Origin of the sequence: Pseudomonas sp. T8, from assembly GCF_024610635.1 — a bacterium.
GTDB lineage: Bacteria > Pseudomonadota > Gammaproteobacteria > Pseudomonadales > Pseudomonadaceae > Aquipseudomonas > Aquipseudomonas chlororaphis_I.
Genome location: NZ_CP102374.1, coordinates 1,384,081 through 1,400,704, shown reverse-complemented (window position 1 = coordinate 1,400,704; position 16,624 = coordinate 1,384,081). Strand labels below are relative to the sequence as shown.

15 protein-coding genes are annotated in these 16,624 nt (G+C 61.8%); 9 read left to right on the top strand and 6 right to left on the bottom strand.

Translation table 11 applies throughout. The annotated features are described in order from the left end of the window. Positions 1-2: 2 nt before the first annotated feature. The 5 genes from NRG23_RS06030 (at position 3) to NRG23_RS06010 (ending at position 5,677) form a co-directional block, all read left to right on the top strand. Positions 3-1,943 carry a TRAP transporter large permease subunit gene (locus NRG23_RS06030; RefSeq protein WP_198918738.1) on the top strand — a complete coding sequence of 647 codons (1,941 nt, stop codon included), beginning with the start codon at positions 3-5 and terminating at the stop codon, positions 1,941-1,943. An 8-nt stretch (positions 1,944-1,951) separates the two neighbouring features. Further along, positions 1,952-3,004 carry a LacI family DNA-binding transcriptional regulator gene (locus NRG23_RS06025; RefSeq protein WP_037005878.1) on the top strand — a complete coding sequence of 351 codons (1,053 nt, stop codon included), beginning with the start codon at positions 1,952-1,954 and terminating at the stop codon, positions 3,002-3,004. A gap of 2 nt (positions 3,005-3,006) precedes the next feature. Then, positions 3,007-4,011, top strand: a complete 1,005-nt coding sequence (locus tag NRG23_RS06020) for an NAD(P)-dependent oxidoreductase (protein ID WP_257373999.1) — start codon at positions 3,007-3,009, stop codon at positions 4,009-4,011. Positions 4,012-4,029: 18 nt separating this feature from the next. Next, positions 4,030-4,839 (top strand): amidohydrolase family protein, encoded by an 810-nt coding sequence (locus tag NRG23_RS06015; protein ID WP_016704546.1) that lies wholly within the window; start codon positions 4,030-4,032, stop codon positions 4,837-4,839. A 142-nt stretch (positions 4,840-4,981) separates the two neighbouring features. Further along, a complete protein-coding gene (locus tag NRG23_RS06010; protein WP_081001238.1) occupies positions 4,982-5,677 on the top strand; it encodes a tRNA (adenine(22)-N(1))-methyltransferase TrmK in 696 nt (231 codons plus the stop codon). A gap of 85 nt (positions 5,678-5,762) precedes the next feature. Here NRG23_RS06010 and NRG23_RS06005 read toward each other — a convergent pair whose 3' ends face one another. Then, entirely contained in the window at positions 5,763-6,152 is a 390-nt protein-coding gene (locus NRG23_RS06005) for a MerR family transcriptional regulator (RefSeq protein ID WP_028682363.1), read from the bottom strand. Between the two features lie 74 nt (positions 6,153-6,226). Between NRG23_RS06005 and NRG23_RS06000 the strand changes: the two genes are divergently transcribed. Both NRG23_RS06000 and NRG23_RS05995 read left to right on the top strand, forming a co-directional pair. Then, a complete protein-coding gene (locus tag NRG23_RS06000) occupies positions 6,227-7,306 on the top strand; it encodes an SDR family oxidoreductase (RefSeq protein WP_038631922.1) in 1,080 nt (359 codons plus the stop codon). 152 nt (positions 7,307-7,458) lie between these two features. Next, complete coding sequence (locus NRG23_RS05995; RefSeq protein ID WP_009048590.1) at positions 7,459-8,358, top strand: DMT family transporter; 900 nt, start codon at positions 7,459-7,461, stop codon at positions 8,356-8,358. Between the two features lie 86 nt (positions 8,359-8,444). Here the strand turns inward: NRG23_RS05995 and NRG23_RS05990 are convergent, their stop codons facing one another. The 4 genes from NRG23_RS05990 to NRG23_RS05975 all read right to left on the bottom strand — a co-directional run bounded on the left by NRG23_RS05990 (position 8,445) and on the right by NRG23_RS05975 (position 12,227). Continuing rightward, a complete protein-coding gene (locus NRG23_RS05990; protein ID WP_009048591.1) occupies positions 8,445-9,335 on the bottom strand; it encodes a DUF2950 domain-containing protein in 891 nt (296 codons plus the stop codon). A gap of 26 nt (positions 9,336-9,361) precedes the next feature. Beyond that, entirely contained in the window at positions 9,362-10,792 is a 1,431-nt protein-coding gene (locus NRG23_RS05985) for a DUF3300 domain-containing protein (RefSeq protein ID WP_257373990.1), read from the bottom strand. Between the two features lie 134 nt (positions 10,793-10,926). Further along, entirely contained in the window at positions 10,927-11,601 is a 675-nt protein-coding gene (locus tag NRG23_RS05980) for a MarC family NAAT transporter (RefSeq protein WP_257373989.1), read from the bottom strand. A gap of 50 nt (positions 11,602-11,651) precedes the next feature. Then, the gene (locus NRG23_RS05975) at positions 11,652-12,227 is read right to left on the bottom strand and encodes a hypothetical protein (protein WP_028682368.1); all 576 of its coding nucleotides are present in this window, start codon (positions 12,225-12,227) and stop codon (positions 11,652-11,654) included. A 637-nt stretch (positions 12,228-12,864) separates the two neighbouring features. Between NRG23_RS05975 and NRG23_RS05965 the strand changes: the two genes are divergently transcribed. Further along, entirely contained in the window at positions 12,865-13,950 is a 1,086-nt protein-coding gene (locus NRG23_RS05965; RefSeq protein ID WP_257373986.1) for a DUF3616 domain-containing protein, read from the top strand. A gap of 207 nt (positions 13,951-14,157) precedes the next feature. Then, a complete protein-coding gene (locus NRG23_RS05960; protein WP_009048596.1) occupies positions 14,158-14,316 on the top strand; it encodes a DUF2986 domain-containing protein in 159 nt (52 codons plus the stop codon). Positions 14,317-14,391: 75 nt separating this feature from the next. Here NRG23_RS05960 and NRG23_RS05955 read toward each other — a convergent pair whose 3' ends face one another. After that, the gene (locus NRG23_RS05955; protein WP_257373985.1) at positions 14,392-16,518 is read right to left on the bottom strand and encodes a TonB-dependent receptor domain-containing protein; all 2,127 of its coding nucleotides are present in this window, start codon (positions 16,516-16,518) and stop codon (positions 14,392-14,394) included. Positions 16,519-16,624: the final 106 nt, after the last annotated feature.

Genomic DNA, 16,624 nt, shown 5'->3' with positions numbered 1-16,624 from the left:
CCATGAGTTCATCCGACGCTCTCGCTGTCGCGGATCAAGTGGTAGAGGAACATCCCGGGCACACCCACGCAGCGGCCGCCATGGCCGACGACTGGGGCTTTGCCACAACGCCGGGCAGTGGCAGCTTGCTGGCGCTGCTGTGTCGGTGGGTCGAACGCCTGTGCGCGGTGGTGCTGGCGTTGGACGTGGCGGTGGTGTTCGTCTCGGTGATCCTGCGTTATTTCGTGCATCACCCGGTGGACTGGGCCGAGGAAGTTGCCCGTGGCCTGATGGTCATGCTGGTGTTTCTCGGCGGCGCTACGGTGCTGGCCCGCAAGCAACATGTACAGGTGGACTTCTTCCGCGCGCTGTTGCCCGCCGGCTGGCAGCAGGCCGCGCAGCAGACCGGGGGCTGGTTGGTCGCGGGCACGGCGGCGGGGCTGGCGTTCTCGTCCTGGCTGTTGCTGGAAGACTCGGTCAACGTCGTGACCCCGATGGGCTTGCCGCAGTGGCTGAATGTGCTGCCGGTCTTCGTCGGCGCGCTGCTGATGACGGCGGTGGGCATTGCCAATGCCGTCAACGGCGCCACTGTCGTCACCTGGCTGACCTTGCTCGGCTGCCTGCTGGTCGGCGGCTCGGTGTATGCCTGGAACACCCTGGTCGAGGCTTACGCCCTGCAACCCTGGGGGCTGCTGGTCGGCGGCTTCTTCGGCGGCCTGCTGGCGGGGGTACCGATTGCCTTCGTCCTGGCCCTGTGCGCCTTGCTGTACTTCATCGGCGATCCGTCGCTGCCGATGGTGATCTACTCGCAGCAGGTCATGGCCGGGATGGATCACTTCGTGTTGCTGGCGATTCCGTTTTTCGTGCTGGCGGGGCTGCTGATGGAAGCCAACGGCATGTCCTCGCGCCTGATCGAACTGCTGGTGCGGCTCTTCGGCCGGGTACGGGGCTCGATGAACCTGATCGCTATCCTGGCCACGGCATTTTTCTCCGGCGTGTCGGGTTCGAAGCTGGCGGATATCGCCGCGGTAGGCGGGATCGTCGTGCCCGCCGTGCGCCGCACCCGACAGGACCCGGCGGAGACCGCGGCGGTCCTGGCGGCCTCCGGGGTGATGGCGGAAACCATCCCGCCGTGCATCAACATGATCATCATGGGCTTCGTCGCGAACATTTCGATCGGCGGCCTGTTCCTCGCCGGCATCGTGCCGGCGGCGATGCTCGCCCTGGGCCTGGCGACCCTGGCGGTGATCTTCGGACGCAAGGTCGACCCCGACCTGGCTTTCCCCTCGCGCCGGCCGGTCGTGCGTCTGCTGGGGGGCGCGCTGGTGGCGCTGATCATGGTGACGATGATCGGCAAGGGCGTGACCTCCGGCGTGGCCACCTCCACCGAGGTGTCGGCGTTCGCGGTGGTCTATGCGCTACTGGTGGGCGGGCTGACTTTCCGCGAGCTGACGTTCAAAGGCATCGCCAGGCTGTTCGTGCGCTCGGCCTCGATGGCCGCGGGTATCCTGTTCATCATCGCCGCCGCCTCCAGCCTGGCGTTCGCCCTGACGATCCTGCAGATTCCGTCGATCATTTCCGACTTCATGCTGGCCTTGGCGCATGACTATGGCCCCGTGGCGTTTATGATCACCTCGGTGATCATCATGGTGGTGTTCGGCGCGGTGCTCGAAGGCGCGCCGGCGCTGATCATCTTCGGCCCGCTGCTGGTGCCGATCGCGGTGCAGGTGGGCGTCAGTCCTTTTCACTTCGGCACCGTCGCGGTGATCGCCATGGGCCTGGGGTTGTTCTCGCCGCCGTTCGGCCTGGGGCTGTTCGCCACCTGCGCGATGACCGGCACGCGGGTCGAGGAGGTTTCCCGGCGGATGGTCAAATACCTCTGCCTGCTGGCGGCGATGCTGATTCTGATTGTCCTGGTGCCATCGATTTCCCTGTGGCTGCCGCGCACTTTCAATATGGGTTAATGCAAAACATGACAACGATTCACGATGTGGCCGCTCTGGCGGGGGTTTCGGTCAGCTCTGTGTCCAATGTGCTCAACCAGCGCACCGACAAGCTCAGCGCCGACACCTTCGCTCGCGTCGAAGCGGCGATTCTCAAGCTCGGCTACCAGCCCAACCGGGTGGCACGGCAGCTCAAGACTGGCCATACGCCGATGCTCGGCCTGCTGGTTCCGTCCACCGCCAACCCGATGTACGGGCAGATCGCCCTGAAGATCGAGGCCGCCGCCCGGGCGCAGTTTTCCTACCGGCTGCTGCTGGGCAACACCCACCGCGACAAGCAGCAGGAGGCCGGGATGTTCGATGACCTGCTGTCGTTCGGCGTGCGTTCGGTGATCGTGGTCTCGTCCCAGGACGACGAGCGTCACCTGGAGGCCGCGGTACAGCGTGGGCTGACGGTCGTCAGTTACGACCGGCAAACCACCGAGGACGGCGACTCGCGGGTGGACCATGTGTCGCCGGATAACTTCCAGGCGGGCTATATCGCCGCCGCGCACTTGATCGAACACGGTCATCGGCGCCTGGCGTTTCTGGTGCCCAGCGGCAAGACCATCAGTCGTACGGCGAAGATCGAGGGCTTTCGCGAGCGCGCCGCGCAGGAGGGCGCGCAGGTCAGCGCCACCGTCATCGAAGGCCCGGTGCTCGAGACGTTCGGCGATTCGGAGCTTGCCGACCTGGGATTCGCCATGGCGGCCGATCTGGCGGCGATGACGCCCAGGCCGACCGGTGTCGTCACCGTCAACGACATGCTCGCCATGGGCCTGATGTCCGGGCTCATCCAGGCGGGGCTGCGGGTGCCCGAGGACATCTCGGTGGTCGGCATGGACGGCCTGTCCATTGCCGCGTTCAGCAACCCCAGCCTGACGTCGGTGGCCATGCCGCTGACCGAGATGGCCGACATCATGGTCCAGCGCGCGGTCGAACGTTCCCGCGACCCACAGCTGCCCGCCGTCAATCTGGTGTTCCAGCCAATGCTGATTTCCCGACATTCGGTGGCCCGGCCCGGCGCCGACAAGCGAGCGTGACCATGACTGAGATCTTCCTGACCCATGCCCCCGGCGTGCGCGCCAATTACTACGCCGAGCAGCCGCTCAGGCAGCTTCAGGCCCTGGGCAATGTCCGGCTCAACGATTCGCCCGATCCGCTGTCGCTGGAGCAACTGGTCGATCGGGCACAGGGCTGCTCGATCATTGTCGCCAGCCGCGAGGCGGCCGCGCCCGCCGAACTGTTCGAACGCCTGCCACAGCTTGCGGCGATCTGCCGGGTGGCGGTGGACATCCGCAACATCGATGTCGAAGCCGCCAGCCGTCACGGTGTGCTGGTCACCCATGCGACGCCGGGGTTCGACCGCTCGGTGAGCGAATGGGTGATCGGCGTGATGATCGACCTGGCGCGGGGCATCAGCCGCGCGGCCGCCGACTACTGGCAGGGCAGGGCGCCGCAGGTGCTCATGGGGCGGGAGTTGCGCGGGGCGACGCTGGGGATCATCGGTTATGGCTTCATTGGCAAATGCCTGGCCGACATTGCTCGGCTGCTGCAGATGCGCGTCTGGGTCAATGACCCGAATGCCCGGGTCGATGAGCCCGGCATCGAACAGGTGTCGTTCGAGCAGGTCGTCGGCGGCGCCGATTACGTGGTCTGCCTCGCGCCGGCGGTCGAGCGGACCTACAACCTGTTCGGGCGCGAGGCCTTTCGCGCGATGCGCCCCGGCGCGTTCTTCATCAACGCCTCGCGCGGGGAACTGGTGGACGACGATGCCCTGCTCGAGGCGCTGGAGCAGGGGCTGATCGGCGGCTGTGCGCTGGATGTCGGGCGCGCGCCAGACCAGATGCCCGGGCCGCTGCTGTCCGCTCATCCCAAGGTCATTGCCAGCCCGCACATCGGTGGGCTGACACCCGAAGCCAGCGAGCATCAGGCCATGGACACCGTGCGCCAGGTCCAGGCCCTGCTCGCAGGACGAGTTCCGCAGGGGGCGGTGAACCTGGCGCGCGCTGACCGCGCCCGGGATGTATTCCGGCTGCAATCCCACTAATCAGGAGTACCCGCGACTATGACCTTGCCCAGCCACGCCACCGACTGCCACGTGCACGTGTACGACCCTGCGCGCTTTGCGGCGCCATCGCCGGTCCCGACCGCGACCTGGAGCGACTACGCGCGGGTGCAACGGCAACTGGGCCTGCAGCGCGCGGTGCTGGTCCAGCCAGTGGGGTACGGCTTTGACAATGCCTGCCTGCTGGATGCGCTGGTCCAGGCCGGCCAGGCAGCGCGGGGCATCGCCGTGATCAAGGCCGAAACGCGCTGGAGCGAACTGTCCCGCCTGCATCAGCAAGGCGTGCGCGGCGTGCGTTTCATGATGGTGCCGGGGGCGGGCGGGGTGCTGCCCTGGGACGCGCTGGAAAGGATTTCCTGGCGTATTGCCGAACTCGGCTGGGTGATCAATCTGCAACTCGACGGCCGCGACCTGCCTGATTATCAGGAGCGTCTGCTGGCGTTGCCGAGCCGGCTGAGCATCGACCATGTGGGCAAGTTCCTCGAGCCGGTCCCCGTTGGCCATGCTGCCTTCAAGACCCTGTTGCGCTTGCTGGACGGCGGCAATACCTGGGTCAAGCTTTCCGCGCCTTACGAAACCTCCCGGGTCGGCGCGCCGCTGTACGAGGATGTCGGCGTACTGGCCCAGACGCTGATCAACAGCCACCCGGAACGTTGCCTGTGGGCAAGCAACTGGCCGCACCCGGGGCGCGACCCGAGGCCGAGCGACAGCGCCATGCTCGACCTGCTGTCCCACTGGGCCACGGACGGCACCTGGCGCCGGCGCATCCTGGCGGATAACCCGGCGGTCCTTTACGGCTTCGACGACTGAGGCGGCTAGCAAACGGTGCCCGGCAGGACGGCGCGAACCCTGGCCCTGGTCGCATAAATTTGAAATGCGCGGCATTGCCCGACAGAATCGCGTCCCGATCCGGCCACAGGCGCCGGACGTTCGTGGTGAAAAGGGGCGGCAGTTGAACCAACAGACATTGTCCATGCGCCTGGAACGCGTGGCGGCGCATGTGCCAGCGGGTGCGCGCCTGGCCGATATCGGCTCGGATCACGGTTACCTGCCGGTGGCATTGCTGCGCCGTGGCCTTATCGCCGCGGCGGTGGCCGGCGAGGTGGCATTGACGCCGTTCCACGCGGCCCAGCGCAGCGTGCGCGAAAACGCCCTGGACTCGGGCATTAGCGTGCGCCTGGCCAACGGCCTGATGGCGATCGAACCGGAAGATGGGATCACGGCGATCAGTATCTGCGGCATGGGCGGCGAGACCATTCGCGACATCCTCGACAGCAGCAAGGCGCGCCTGAATGGCGAGGAACGCCTGATCCTGCAACCCAACGGCGGCGAGCAACCCCTGCGCCAATGGCTGATGGAGCATGGCTACCGCATCCTCTGCGAGGAAGTGCTGCGGGAAAACCGCTTTTTCTACGAAATCATCGTCGCCGAGCGCGCCGGGCCGGTGAGCTACACCGCCGAGGAACTGTACTTCGGCCCGCTGCAGCTACAGGCCCGCAGCCCGGCCTTCCTGGCCAAGTGGCAACGCATGCTGCGCCTGAAACAGAAGACCCTGGCCCACTTCGCCCGGGCACGGCAGGCCGTACCCGAGGAGAAGGTCCAGGACATCGCCCGGCAGACCCGGTGGATCAGCGAGTTGCTGGCTTGAGGCGTGGTCCAGGATTTGCGTGAGGCGAGAGGGCTCTGAGTCAACCTGGAATTCGTAGAGACAGCGGATGCTTGAAACTGGAAGTTCAGTTGGAAGAGTTGTTCAGCTGCTGAAGCTCAAGTTGCCTGGCAGCACTGGCTTCGAGGTTTGCACGCTCTTGATCCAGATACCGATAAATGCCTTGGAGGTTAGTAATTTTCTGTTTGATTTCTGCCATCTTCTTTTCAATCAGCTTGGCGCCGTCAGCACAATCGATCAGCTTGTTCCGCTGCGCATCCAGAATCTCGCCTATTTCCCCCAGGGAAAACCCCATGCTCTGCGCACGCTGGATAAAGTCCAGATCCTGCAGAGTCTGCTCTGTGTAAACGCGATAGTTGTTAGTTTGCCGCAGCGGTGAGATCAGGCCGATTTGCTCGTAGTAACGCAGCGTATGGCGGCTGGCGCCGCTGCGGGCCTCGAGTTCGCCGATTTTCATGAAAACACCGCTTGACTGTAGAGTTGGGTCGATAGTTTACGCTTGATTTCTCACCTTAAACAAGGAACAGGGAAATGAGCGTGGAGTGCTTTGTCACGGGGGGTACCGGCTTCATCGGTCAACATCTGGTGGCGTACCTGAGTGCAAAAGGTCACACCATTCGGGTGTTGATGCGTCGCCCAGAGCGACTAGCTGCACTGCGGGAGCAAGTCGACAATTTGGGAGGGTGCGCAACCCGGGTATTTGCCGTAGCTGGCGATCTGGAACGGGACAACCTCGGGCTGAGTCTTGCTGACAGGGAAGTGCTAAGGCACGCCAGAGTCATATTCCACCTGGGCGCCCACTTCGCATGGGGGCTTTCAGTGGAGCATTCTCGTGCGGTGAATGTGGAAGGGGCAAAGCGCGTGGCGCGGTTGGCGGCTGAGCAAAAAAGCCGGCTGGTGATGATCGGCGGCTACATGCTGAAAAATCATGAACATCTGCTACGCATCGGAATTGATCCGCGTTATCCGGAGCTGACGAATTGGCCTGCCGTCTACCGACAGGTCGGTGGTTACGAGGGGAGCAAGCTGGAGGCGCATTTTGCGACCCTGGAGGTCATGTCCGCCAAGGGCGGGGAGATTACCGTTGTCCACCCTGCGACGGTCTGTGGCCACAGCCGCACGGGGCATATCCTTGACGGTCAGCCGCTGGTGGAGCTGATCCGCAACCTTGTGCAGGGAAAGCTGGCCGCAGTGCCCGGTACCGCCGAGCACTGGCTGCCACTGGTCACCGTGGATTACCTGGTTGAGCTGGTGGCGGTCTGTGCTTTTGATCCTGCCATGGCGGGCCAGGAACTGCTGGCGCTTGATGACCAGACTCCCAACTTGCGAGAACTCCTGGTACAGGCGGCACAACCTTTGGGCTTAAAGTCTCCCAAGCATTACATTCCACTCCGCTTGCTGAAGTGGCTACTGAGTATTCCCCCCGTCGCGCGGCTTTTGAATACAAAACCCGAGGCCTTGGACTTTATCCAGACCACTCGTTTTGATACAGCAGCGGTCGAGCAATTTGCCAACAGGCATGGAATAGCCAAACCGGATATACGCCAGTCCTTGCAGCACACTGCAACGTTCGTCAACTCATATTGCCTAGCCAAGGGCCAGGCCCTCTGACTTCTTCCTTGGGGGCGACAAAGTCGTTAGTCCCGATTAAATGGACTTTCCTAAGGTAAGTGTTGGTGGGATCTTCGTATCCTCAAACTTTGCGCCGTCGATGTAGGGCGGCATTCTATCGAACGACCATTCAGCGACAGGGATCGTCATCAATGCAATCTACTTTCAGCAAAGGCGTCATATTTGCACTCTCCGCTGCGGCACTGAACGCAACGATCGGTGTACTCAGCAAAGTAGTCATGAGTAATGGTTTCGCCGCCAGCAGTGTCGCTGTCATCAAGACGCTACTGGGTTGCGTGCTTCTCTCGATCCTACTGTTTTTCCTCAAGCGCCCGGCGGCGTCGACCCAATGGACTCAGGCGGCTATCTGCGCATTCCTTGGCATCTTTGTGCTGTTCTATTTCGAAACGTCCGCCTATCAACATTACGCTGCGGCAGGTGTGGTAGTGGTGCTGATGGCCAGTGCCTCGATTTCCTCGATCATTCTGGGGCGCATTTTCCTCAAGGATGCCATCACCGCGAACGCTACCGTTGGCGCCGCACTGGCTATCGCTGGGATCTCGGTGATCTTCGGCGGCGACCTGCAGCAGGGCTTTACCCTGCAAGGTGCTGCGCTCGCCTCCATGGCCGGCTGCGGCTATGGGGCCTTTTCGGTTGCCATGAAGCGTATGGGGGTGTCGGGAGGGCTGCACTTCACCCGACAATTGTTGTTCTTTGGCAGCCTGTACCTGCTGATGCCGGCGGCGGCCGATGGTTTCGCGATGGGCGAGTTGTCGCCGCTGGTGATCGCCGCACTGCTGGCGCTGGCCACGCTGCCGACAATCCTGGGCTTCTTCTGCACCACCAAGGCCATCGAGTATCTCAAGCCATCCCAAGTGCAAGCGCTGGAGCTGACCGAGCCACTGTTCGCCGCGCTGCTGGCATTTGTGGTGCTCAATGAAGTGCCGCGCGAAAGCCTGTACGCGGGCGCGGCACTGATCATCGTCGGCCTGTGTTTCTCCAATGAACTCATCCGCTTGGGCAGCAAAGCATCCGTCTCTTCGACCGGTTGAATCCACAGCCGATTACCGCCTGTTGAAATGAGAGGCGAAGCATGCCCTCTACGATCCGCTGACGGGTGATTGAAGCCAGGCAACTGTTACGGCTTCTGATCCAGGGTGACCTCCTGCCAGCTGTCATCGGGATCGAAGCGCTTCATCGACTGCGCCAATTTATAACCCTCGGGTCCCAGGTCTTTCTCGAACACTTGGCCCTCATGGCTGATCATGAAACTCATCACCCCGGTGTCCTCGTATTTCGCCGGCCAGGCGATGAGGGCAAAGCCACGGCTCATCTTGTCACCGATGAGGTAGCTGTAGGCGCCACCCGGTGCCGAGGGACCTTGTCCCTCGAGGATGCGGAAGTGGTAGCCATGCCAATCTTCATCGGCGATGGCATTGCCGAACAGCGGACCCAAGGGGCTGAGTTGACCGCTATCGTCATCCGCCCAATAGAGTCCGTCGTGCTTGCCGGGAGTGCTGAAGATTTTCTGCGCATATTCGAGGGCGCCGTCACCGTCATGATCCACTGATGCATAGTCCATCTGGGCGTCGTGATAGGTCAGCACCGATTGCACCGCGGCCAGTTCGTTGCTGCCGATTCGCCGCATACGGATTTCGGCGCTACCAGCCTTGATGTCGAAGCGCCAACCCTTTTCGGCTTTTACCAGGGGTATCGGCAGTGTCCAGTGGTCACTGCCGACCGACAGGACAGCGTTGCGGTCACTGGTTTTTTCGATGGAATGTCGCTCGCGGTAGAGCTTCAAAAACGCATCCACGTCACTGCGCTGGACGCCACCTCGCGGGATGAAACTGCGCCAGTCTTCACCCAGCAGCTGCATCAGGCGTGCCTGATCGGCCTGTTGTGTGCCCAGGGCTTCGACGAACGCCTGAGCGGCCTGTTCCGGGGTTGGAAATGCCTGCTGTGCCATAGCCGTGCATGACCATGCCAGGCTGGCGCTGATCATCAGGATGCGAGGGAGCGAGCCCATGAATGCTTTCACTCGAGGAAGTGTGTTCAACGCCGGCCCCCCCCTCTTTGTCGCATGGAGGCACCGGACGGCCTGCTGATCTGATGGCCGGCGGATCGCGCAGCACTGGGGCGCGTGGCGGATGCCTGGCTGGTTCGGCCACGGAGGGCCTGGGCGTTCGACTGGGACGGCGAGCGCGCGCCGGCAAAAGCATTATTGCGTGCACTGCCGGGGCTGGCGGTCGGGCGTTTTGGCGTTCCCTGGCGTGTTTGGGAGAGTTCCTGGCGGCGCTGATTCGTCTGAGCGTTCTGTTGTCTGGGCTGCTGATTTTCCCGGATGTTTCTGTCAGTACCTTGGTTCCTGTCAGAGGCTCTCGGTCTGTCTGCCCCGGCTTGCATGCGATTATCGACCTGCGCTCTGCGCGCTTGATCACGGGCCTGGAGGTTAGTGGTGGCTGGTCGTTCGATACCGTGCCTGTCCATTGAACTGCGGGCTTTTTCACGCGCCTGGGCGCGTTGGGCATTATCCCCTCGAAAGGCCTCACGCTGATTGGCACCGTCCAGTTGTCGACCGTACTGTTCACGGCTCCTGCTGTCTCGATAGGGAACGCCATCGCGATGAAGGGAGTTGTGCTGCCACTTGTTCTGGTTCCTGTTGATCTGGGTGTTGCGATTGATGTTGTTGTAGCGGTCGACGTCGATGTCGATGTCGTTGTTGTCCCAGTCACAGTCGCCCCACAGCGAGGCGACGATCGCCACGCCGGTCCCGAACGCCAGCCCGGCCATCAAGGCCGATCCGGGGTAATAGGCGGGGGGCGGTGGATAGTAGACGGGCGGCGAAGCAGGGTAGGCCCAGGTGCCATAGGTAGTGGTCGGATTGTACGTGGGGACGTAGACCACTTGCGGGTCGGCAGGCTCGATGACGATGGTAGTGGAGCTGTTGGCAGGGGCTGCCGGTGCAGCCTGAACCGTCACGTTCTGATATTGGTTGCTCTGCAGGTTGCCTGCTGCTTGCGCCTGATGCCGCAGGCGTTGCACGCCGTCCATGACATCGTCGGGTTGCGCCAGAAAGGCATCGCCCAGACGCTGTACCCAGACCGGGTCTTGTCCCAGTGTTGCCAGGACCTGTGGGAAGGCAACCAGCGCCTGTACGCTCGGGTCCCAGGTCTGGCTCGACACTTGTTTGACCGCATCATCGCCCTTGGCGCCCGGATGCGCTTTGGACCAGGTGACCGCCTCGGCGATTTCCCCGGGGTAGGTACTGGCCATCAATACCTGTGCCAACAGTGGATCCGGGTATAGCGCAATGGGAGCCAGCATCTGATCCAGCTGCTCTTGGGTGAACACGACATCTTTGGCCGGTGCCGTCAGGGGCGCTGTAGCCGCAGCGTTTGCAGGCGCATTCTGGGTTTGCGCCAGGCAAGAAAACCCACTTAGAACCAGTACAGCCGACACCGCGTAAAGTAATGAAATGCGCATCGCCCCACCTCATGTGGTCAGGCAGGCTTGAGAGGACTGGATCAATGTCAGGGAGTGAGAACGGCCGACCTCGATGACTCCGCTAAAGGGTAGCAGACACCCATGCTTTAGCCTCCCGCAGCGTGGAGATTGAATTATTGAGGGCGGGGTAAATGAAAATTATTGTCAATGATGGTTTGTACTATTTCTATCGACCCATTTATGGCGAACTGAGCCCCCATACATACGAGTAGAAAACCCATCAAACGTGATATTGCATCAATGCCTGACTCCCCTGTTAGTTTCATTATGGGGCCTGAACTGCGTAAGCAGATCCAGAGAATAATGGAAGTAAACAAGAAGATTAATGGAGGCGCGGTTAATAGAACCCAGGTTGGAAATAACGTGCTGTGTTTAATGGTCGCGGAGGAGCTGATAATCATCGCGATCGTTCCTGGCCCGGCAGTACTGGGCATGGCCAGCGGAATGAAGGCAAAACTGGCCTGTTCCTTTGCGCTGTTGACGACAGGAGAAACATGGACTGGCTGCGGGAAGAGCATCTTCAAGCCCATTATTATGAGAATGCCACCGCCTGCCATGCGCAAGCCCGGAATGGAAATGTTAAAAGCGTCCATAACAAACTCACCTACGTAATAGGTAAGTGCCATGATGAGAAAGACATAAAGCGAAGTCGAAAGCGCCTGTTTGTTTTTTTCTTTTTGGCTAAGGCCTTTGCTCAGGGTAATAAATAAAGCCACTGTTGTAGGCGGATTGATCAGGGGTAGCAAGGCCAGTAATCCCAGCGCTATAGCATTCAATAGTTCTGTCATATCCAAGCGTCCGGAGTAGCCTTCATCAAGGTCTCTGCTTGTCAGCCATATCAGCGCGAGGTTTTGACTTTCATTACCTCGGTGTAAATGGCGTTGATCGTCTGACCCACCTGGAGCTTCTTCATTCGGGCCTGAAGCTGTGGGTCCTCGACCTTCAGGACGGTCAGTTCGCCCTCCGGAGGTAGCAAGGTCACTTCATGCTTTTCCAAGTCAATGCGAGTGATCTTTGACGTGACCTTGACCTTGCGAACCGCCTCGCCACCTGGGTCAGGATTGTCCTGTGTGGCACGGATAGTCATTGATTCGTCGCTAACCCCTGGTGCAGCTTCGACATTCGTGTCGAGCACATAGGCGACTGAGCGAACAACGTGGATATCGACCTTGTCGCCGACCTTCAGGTTGCCCAGGGCCTTGGCTTTTTCCGTGAGCTGGATGGATACCGGGCTTTTGTTGGTGTCTTCTATGGTGACTTGATGATTCACCGGATCAACGGCCAGCACCCGCGTAATGATGTGACCTTCCAGGGAACGGCTACCCAACGGCACCTCGGCTGCATGGGCCGTAAAGCCGATAGCGGCCATGATTGAGGCAAGGGCAACAACGGCAAGGGAGGGCATCGGTTTCATGGGCCTGTTTTTCTGGTGTTGGCTGGTAGAACAGCGCTATGGATTACCGGTCGGAGCGGTTTGCACATTAGGTCAAAGCATAGTCATTGATTACCGAGATGCCCGGTCACAGTGTCGATTGGGTTGTTCACCTGTTTTGTCAGGTCTTCGATCAGCAGGTTGGAGTTGAACTTTCTGTCCTCGTCTTGAAGGCGTGTGGCAGTTCTTGGGCCGATTGCAGCTTGATGCGAAGGTCTGTAAACGACCCGAAGCAACATGATCGCATCACGGAGTGAAGGGGGTGCGCGGCCATATCTTCAACAATACTCGCCCCGTCAACGCGCAAAACCTGCGCTGTTTGCTCCGCTATCCCCGCCCCGCCCCGCCTCGTGTCGCGCCCTGTGCGTCCGGAGAAATCCGGGTTGTCATATTGCGAAGCCCATTCGCGAAAGACCACGTGTATGTCATGCATATCGCCACCGGGTGCGATGCGATCGCCAAAGCGCGCCTTTTCACGTGCGGCCAGCTTCTCAAGGTGAACAACAGCGCTCTAGCGCCTGTGAAAAAACGTGCTAGACAATAATCTTGCTTGTCGTTGGCTAGCCACTAGCCTCGACAACAGCCTGTTCGCTTCACCCCGTCTGGCAGGAGAGTGCTCATGAGCGAACGAATCAATGTGGTGATACTGAGCTTTGCCCCGGCGTTTGCAGCGTTGCGCGATGGCCTTTCGGTCGCTCAGCGGATTGGCGACACACTGTGGGTGGCCAACGATGAAACCACCAGCCTGGAGCGTCTGAAAATCCAGGGCGCTGCACCAGGCGGCGCGGTGATCTGCGCTGAGCACCAATCGTTCTCGCTCATGGAATACCTGGACCTGCCCATACCGGAGCCAGACGCCGAGATCGATATCGAGGGGTTGGCCTATGACGATGGTTACCTCTGGGTGGTGGGCTCCCATAGCCTCAAGCGCAGGAAGGCCGAGCCCGACAAGCCTGCGCAAAAGAACATCAAGCGGCTATCGACGGTAGAGGCAGACGGCAATCGCTTTTTGTTGGCCCGCATTCCGGTAGTACGGCAGAACGACAGCTATGAACTTGCCAGGGCGGTGGATGCCGATGGGCGTACGGCGGCGCAGCTGCGTGGCAACGCGCTTGGCAACGACTTGACCTGGGAAATTGCCAAAGACGATCAGTTACGGGACTTCCTGCCCATCCCGGGTAAAGACAACGGTTTCGATATCGAAGGGATGGCGGTCATTGGCTCGCGGCTGTTGTTGGGGTTGCGTGGGCCGGTCCTGCGCGGATGGGCCGTGCTGCTGGAGATCGAGCCTGAACTCAATGACGACCCCAGCGAAACCTTGGTGCTCAAGAAGATCGGGCCGCAGGGGCGCCGCTACCGCAAGCACTTCTTCGCGCTCAATGGCCTGGGGGTGCGAGACCTGTGCGTCAGCGGCGACGATCTGTTGATTCTGGCGGGGCCGACCATGGACCTGGACGGACCGGTAACGGTGTTCCGTTGGCGTGGCGGCTTCGCATCTGATGAGGAGCTTGTGGTCTTTGCGGAGCAATTGGAGAGGGTTCTGGAGGTGCCTTTCGGGCAAGGTGACGACCATGCCGAGGGTATGTGTCTGTTTGACGTGGCTGAGGAGGCCGGGGAAGGTCTGCTAATCGTTTACGACGCTGTCGCGCCGCGTCGTAAACAGGGCGATCTGAGTGTGGAAGGGGACCTGTTTATCCTGAAGTAGTCACGCATCTGGCCTGATCGGGCACTTCAATGGCAACCCAGGCGAGCTTATGGTTGCGGGCGCTATCACCGGCGGTTTGGTCGGCCGGCGCAAGGTGATTTCGAATAGCACTTACAAAAAGTTATTGCTGATGGGAGCCCAGGGGCTCCAAGGTCATGCACTCAGTAGCTGATATCATTCGAACACTTACCGGCCGAGTAGAAAAACATGAACCGTCGCAAGAAAATCAACCAGCTATTAAAGGCTCACGCGAAAAAGGCCAGTGCCAAGCTGGCACCGCGAAAGCCCAAATACATCAGCAAGGCCGACCGCTTGAAGCTGGATGCCGAATCAACTCCCGAGTCCGTGGTTTCCTCCGAGAGCTGATACCGCTGCTTTCCCGGGTGGCTTCATGCTGCTCGCCAAACGGGATCGCCTACTCACATCTGGCCGTCCCTGGCCTTAACGCAGGCTCCACGACACCCCGACATACATCGCCATGCCTTCCCCCGGTGTGGATCGCGCCGCGTCCAGCCCTTTGTCGTCGTAGCCCGGGGTAACGGTGGCGGCGTAGTGCTGGTCGGTCAGGTTGCGCAGGTCGAGCCAGGTCTGCCAGTCGCCCTTGGGTGCGTTGTAGCCCAGGGTGGCGCCAAACAGCGCATAGGGATCGGCGTAGTAACTGTTGGCGTAGTCCACCGCCACCTTGGACACCAGTTGCGTGTTGAGCGCGGCGAAGAAACCCTGGGGCCAGTCGTAGCGCAACTCGCCCTGGTAGTAGTGCATCGGCAGGCCCGGCAGGCGGTTGTCGCCGAAGCGCTCATCGTCGCGGTAATGGAAGTCGCTGAAGGTGTAGCTCTGGCGCAGGCTCAACTGGCCGCCGTCGTCCCGCGACCACAGGGTGCTCTGCAGGCTGGCTTCCACGCCCTGGTGCACGGTGGGGCTGGCGTTGAGTTCGTAGGGCGTGGTGGCGTTGGCGTCCGGCAATACCGAGAGCAGTTCGTGGCGCACCTGGGCGTAGTACCAGGCCAGGCTCCATTGGCCGATGGCGCTGTCGCCACGGCCGCCGAGTTCCAGGGTGGTGGCGGTCTGGTTTTGCAACTTGATCGGGTCGCGCTGGGTGCCGGTGGCCGCGCCGCTGCCGGCCGGGAAGCGCAGGTTGGAGCTGTAGATCAGCGACCAGGGATGCGGCGCCTCGACCGAGCGGCTGAGGTTGCCGAACAGTTGCAGGTCGGGGGTCAGCTGGTAGCGCAGGCCCAGGCGCGGCGCATAGTCCCAGTCGCCGAGGCTGGTCTTGCCGCCGCCTTCGGGATAGGTCACGGCGCTTTCGCGGCGAGTGTAGATGGCGGCCAGGCCGGTGGTCAGCCACAGGTCGTCGGCGATCTCCAGGTCATTGCCGACATGCAGGACGCTGTCCGAACCCTGGTAGGTGAAGTTGCGCATGTGGGTGCCCGGCGCGAAACCCGCGGTGTTGCCGCTGGGGATGCGCACCCGTTCGCTGGCCCCTGAGTTGGGCAGGTGCTTGGTCACCCGCAGGCCCAGGGTGCTGTGGCTTTCCAGGCCCCAGAGGGTGTCGCGGCGCTTGTAGTCGAAGGTGCCGCTGACATCGGTATAGGCCACCTTGAGGCGGTTGGGGCCTTCGCGCAGGTCCATGGGGTAGTCGTGGTAGACCAGGCCGGTCTGGATGCTTGAATCGTCGTCGATGTACCAGGTGGTCTTGTTGCCGATAAAGGTGCTGCCCGGCTGGTCGCGGCTGTCGTTGCGCGTCACGTAGGCCGGGTTGGCCGCCCGTGGGTCGTGCTCGATGGAGCGTTGGGTGACCCGCCCGGCGAGGTCGTTGTCGGTCTGGCGATGGCGGATGTAGAAGCGGGTTTCCAGGTTCGGGTTGAAGCGATAGCCGAAGTTGGCGATCACCCCCTGGCTCTTGCTGGCGCTGTGGTCCTGGTAGCCATCGGAGTGCGCGTCGGTCATGGACAGGTAGTAGTCGAAGTCGCCCAGCACCTGCCCGGAGCTGACCTGGCGCTGCTGATAGCCGTGGCTGCCCGTGGCGTAGCGCACCTGCAACTTCGGGGCGTCGTAGCCGGTGTGGCTGATGTAGTCGATGGCGCCGCCCAGGGCCAGGGCGCCGCGGTCGAAACCGTTGGCGCCGCGCAGCACTTCCACGCGGTCGAGCCACAGCGGCTCCAGCAACTCATAGGGCGTGCCGCCGGGGCCGGTCAGCGGCAGGCCGTCGAGCATCGTGTACAGCCCCGAGGCATGGGCGCCCGGCGCGCGGTTGATGCCCGAGCCGCGGATCGAAATCTTCACCCCTTCGTTGCCCGCGGACTGGGCATAGACCCCCGGCTGATACGCCAGCACATCCTGGTTGCTGGCCACGCGGCCCTGCAGCGGGCGGCGCAGGCCCACCACATTGCTGCCGCCGGGCACCTGGGCCAGCCGCGCCTTGGCTTCCTCGATCGATGCGTCTTCGCCGCTGCGCTCCTCGGCGCCGATCAGCACTTGTCCCAGCTCCAGGCCCTGGGCATCGGCCAGGGCCGGACAGACAAGGGCCAGGCCCAGCAAGGCAGAGGGCAGGGGACGGGGCGAAGGCATCGGGGGGAACTCCAGGCATGGGGGAACGGGCAGTGAGAACTGCGACGTATGAAAGAACGAAGGAAACACATGGCAATTTGGCTTGTTTGCCAGGTCGACGGGCCTC

Excerpts from the sequence above, each read along its gene's own strand:
- NRG23_RS05960 (WP_009048596.1), top strand. The coding sequence starts at position 14,158 with ATGAACCGTCGCAAGAAAATCAACCAGCTATTAAAGGCTCACGCGAAA.
- NRG23_RS06030 (WP_198918738.1), top strand. The coding sequence starts at position 3 with ATGAGTTCATCCGACGCTCTCGCTGTCGCGGATCAAGTGGTAGAGGAA.
- NRG23_RS06020 (WP_257373999.1), top strand. The coding sequence starts at position 3,007 with ATGACTGAGATCTTCCTGACCCATGCCCCCGGCGTGCGCGCCAATTAC.
- NRG23_RS05985 (WP_257373990.1), bottom strand. The coding sequence starts at position 10,792 with ATGCGCATTTCATTACTTTACGCGGTGTCGGCTGTACTGGTTCTAAGT.
- NRG23_RS05995 (WP_009048590.1), top strand. The coding sequence starts at position 7,459 with ATGCAATCTACTTTCAGCAAAGGCGTCATATTTGCACTCTCCGCTGCG.
- NRG23_RS05965 (WP_257373986.1), top strand. The coding sequence starts at position 12,865 with ATGAGCGAACGAATCAATGTGGTGATACTGAGCTTTGCCCCGGCGTTT.
- NRG23_RS05980 (WP_257373989.1), bottom strand. The coding sequence starts at position 11,601 with ATGACAGAACTATTGAATGCTATAGCGCTGGGATTACTGGCCTTGCTA.
- NRG23_RS06015 (WP_016704546.1), top strand. The coding sequence starts at position 4,030 with ATGACCTTGCCCAGCCACGCCACCGACTGCCACGTGCACGTGTACGAC.
- NRG23_RS06000 (WP_038631922.1), top strand. The coding sequence starts at position 6,227 with ATGAGCGTGGAGTGCTTTGTCACGGGGGGTACCGGCTTCATCGGTCAA.
- NRG23_RS05990 (WP_009048591.1), bottom strand. The coding sequence starts at position 9,335 with ATGGGCTCGCTCCCTCGCATCCTGATGATCAGCGCCAGCCTGGCATGG.
- NRG23_RS05955 (WP_257373985.1), bottom strand. The coding sequence starts at position 16,518 with ATGCCTTCGCCCCGTCCCCTGCCCTCTGCCTTGCTGGGCCTGGCCCTT.
- NRG23_RS06005 (WP_028682363.1), bottom strand. The coding sequence starts at position 6,152 with ATGAAAATCGGCGAACTCGAGGCCCGCAGCGGCGCCAGCCGCCATACG.
- NRG23_RS06025 (WP_037005878.1), top strand. The coding sequence starts at position 1,952 with ATGACAACGATTCACGATGTGGCCGCTCTGGCGGGGGTTTCGGTCAGC.
- NRG23_RS05975 (WP_028682368.1), bottom strand. The coding sequence starts at position 12,227 with ATGAAACCGATGCCCTCCCTTGCCGTTGTTGCCCTTGCCTCAATCATG.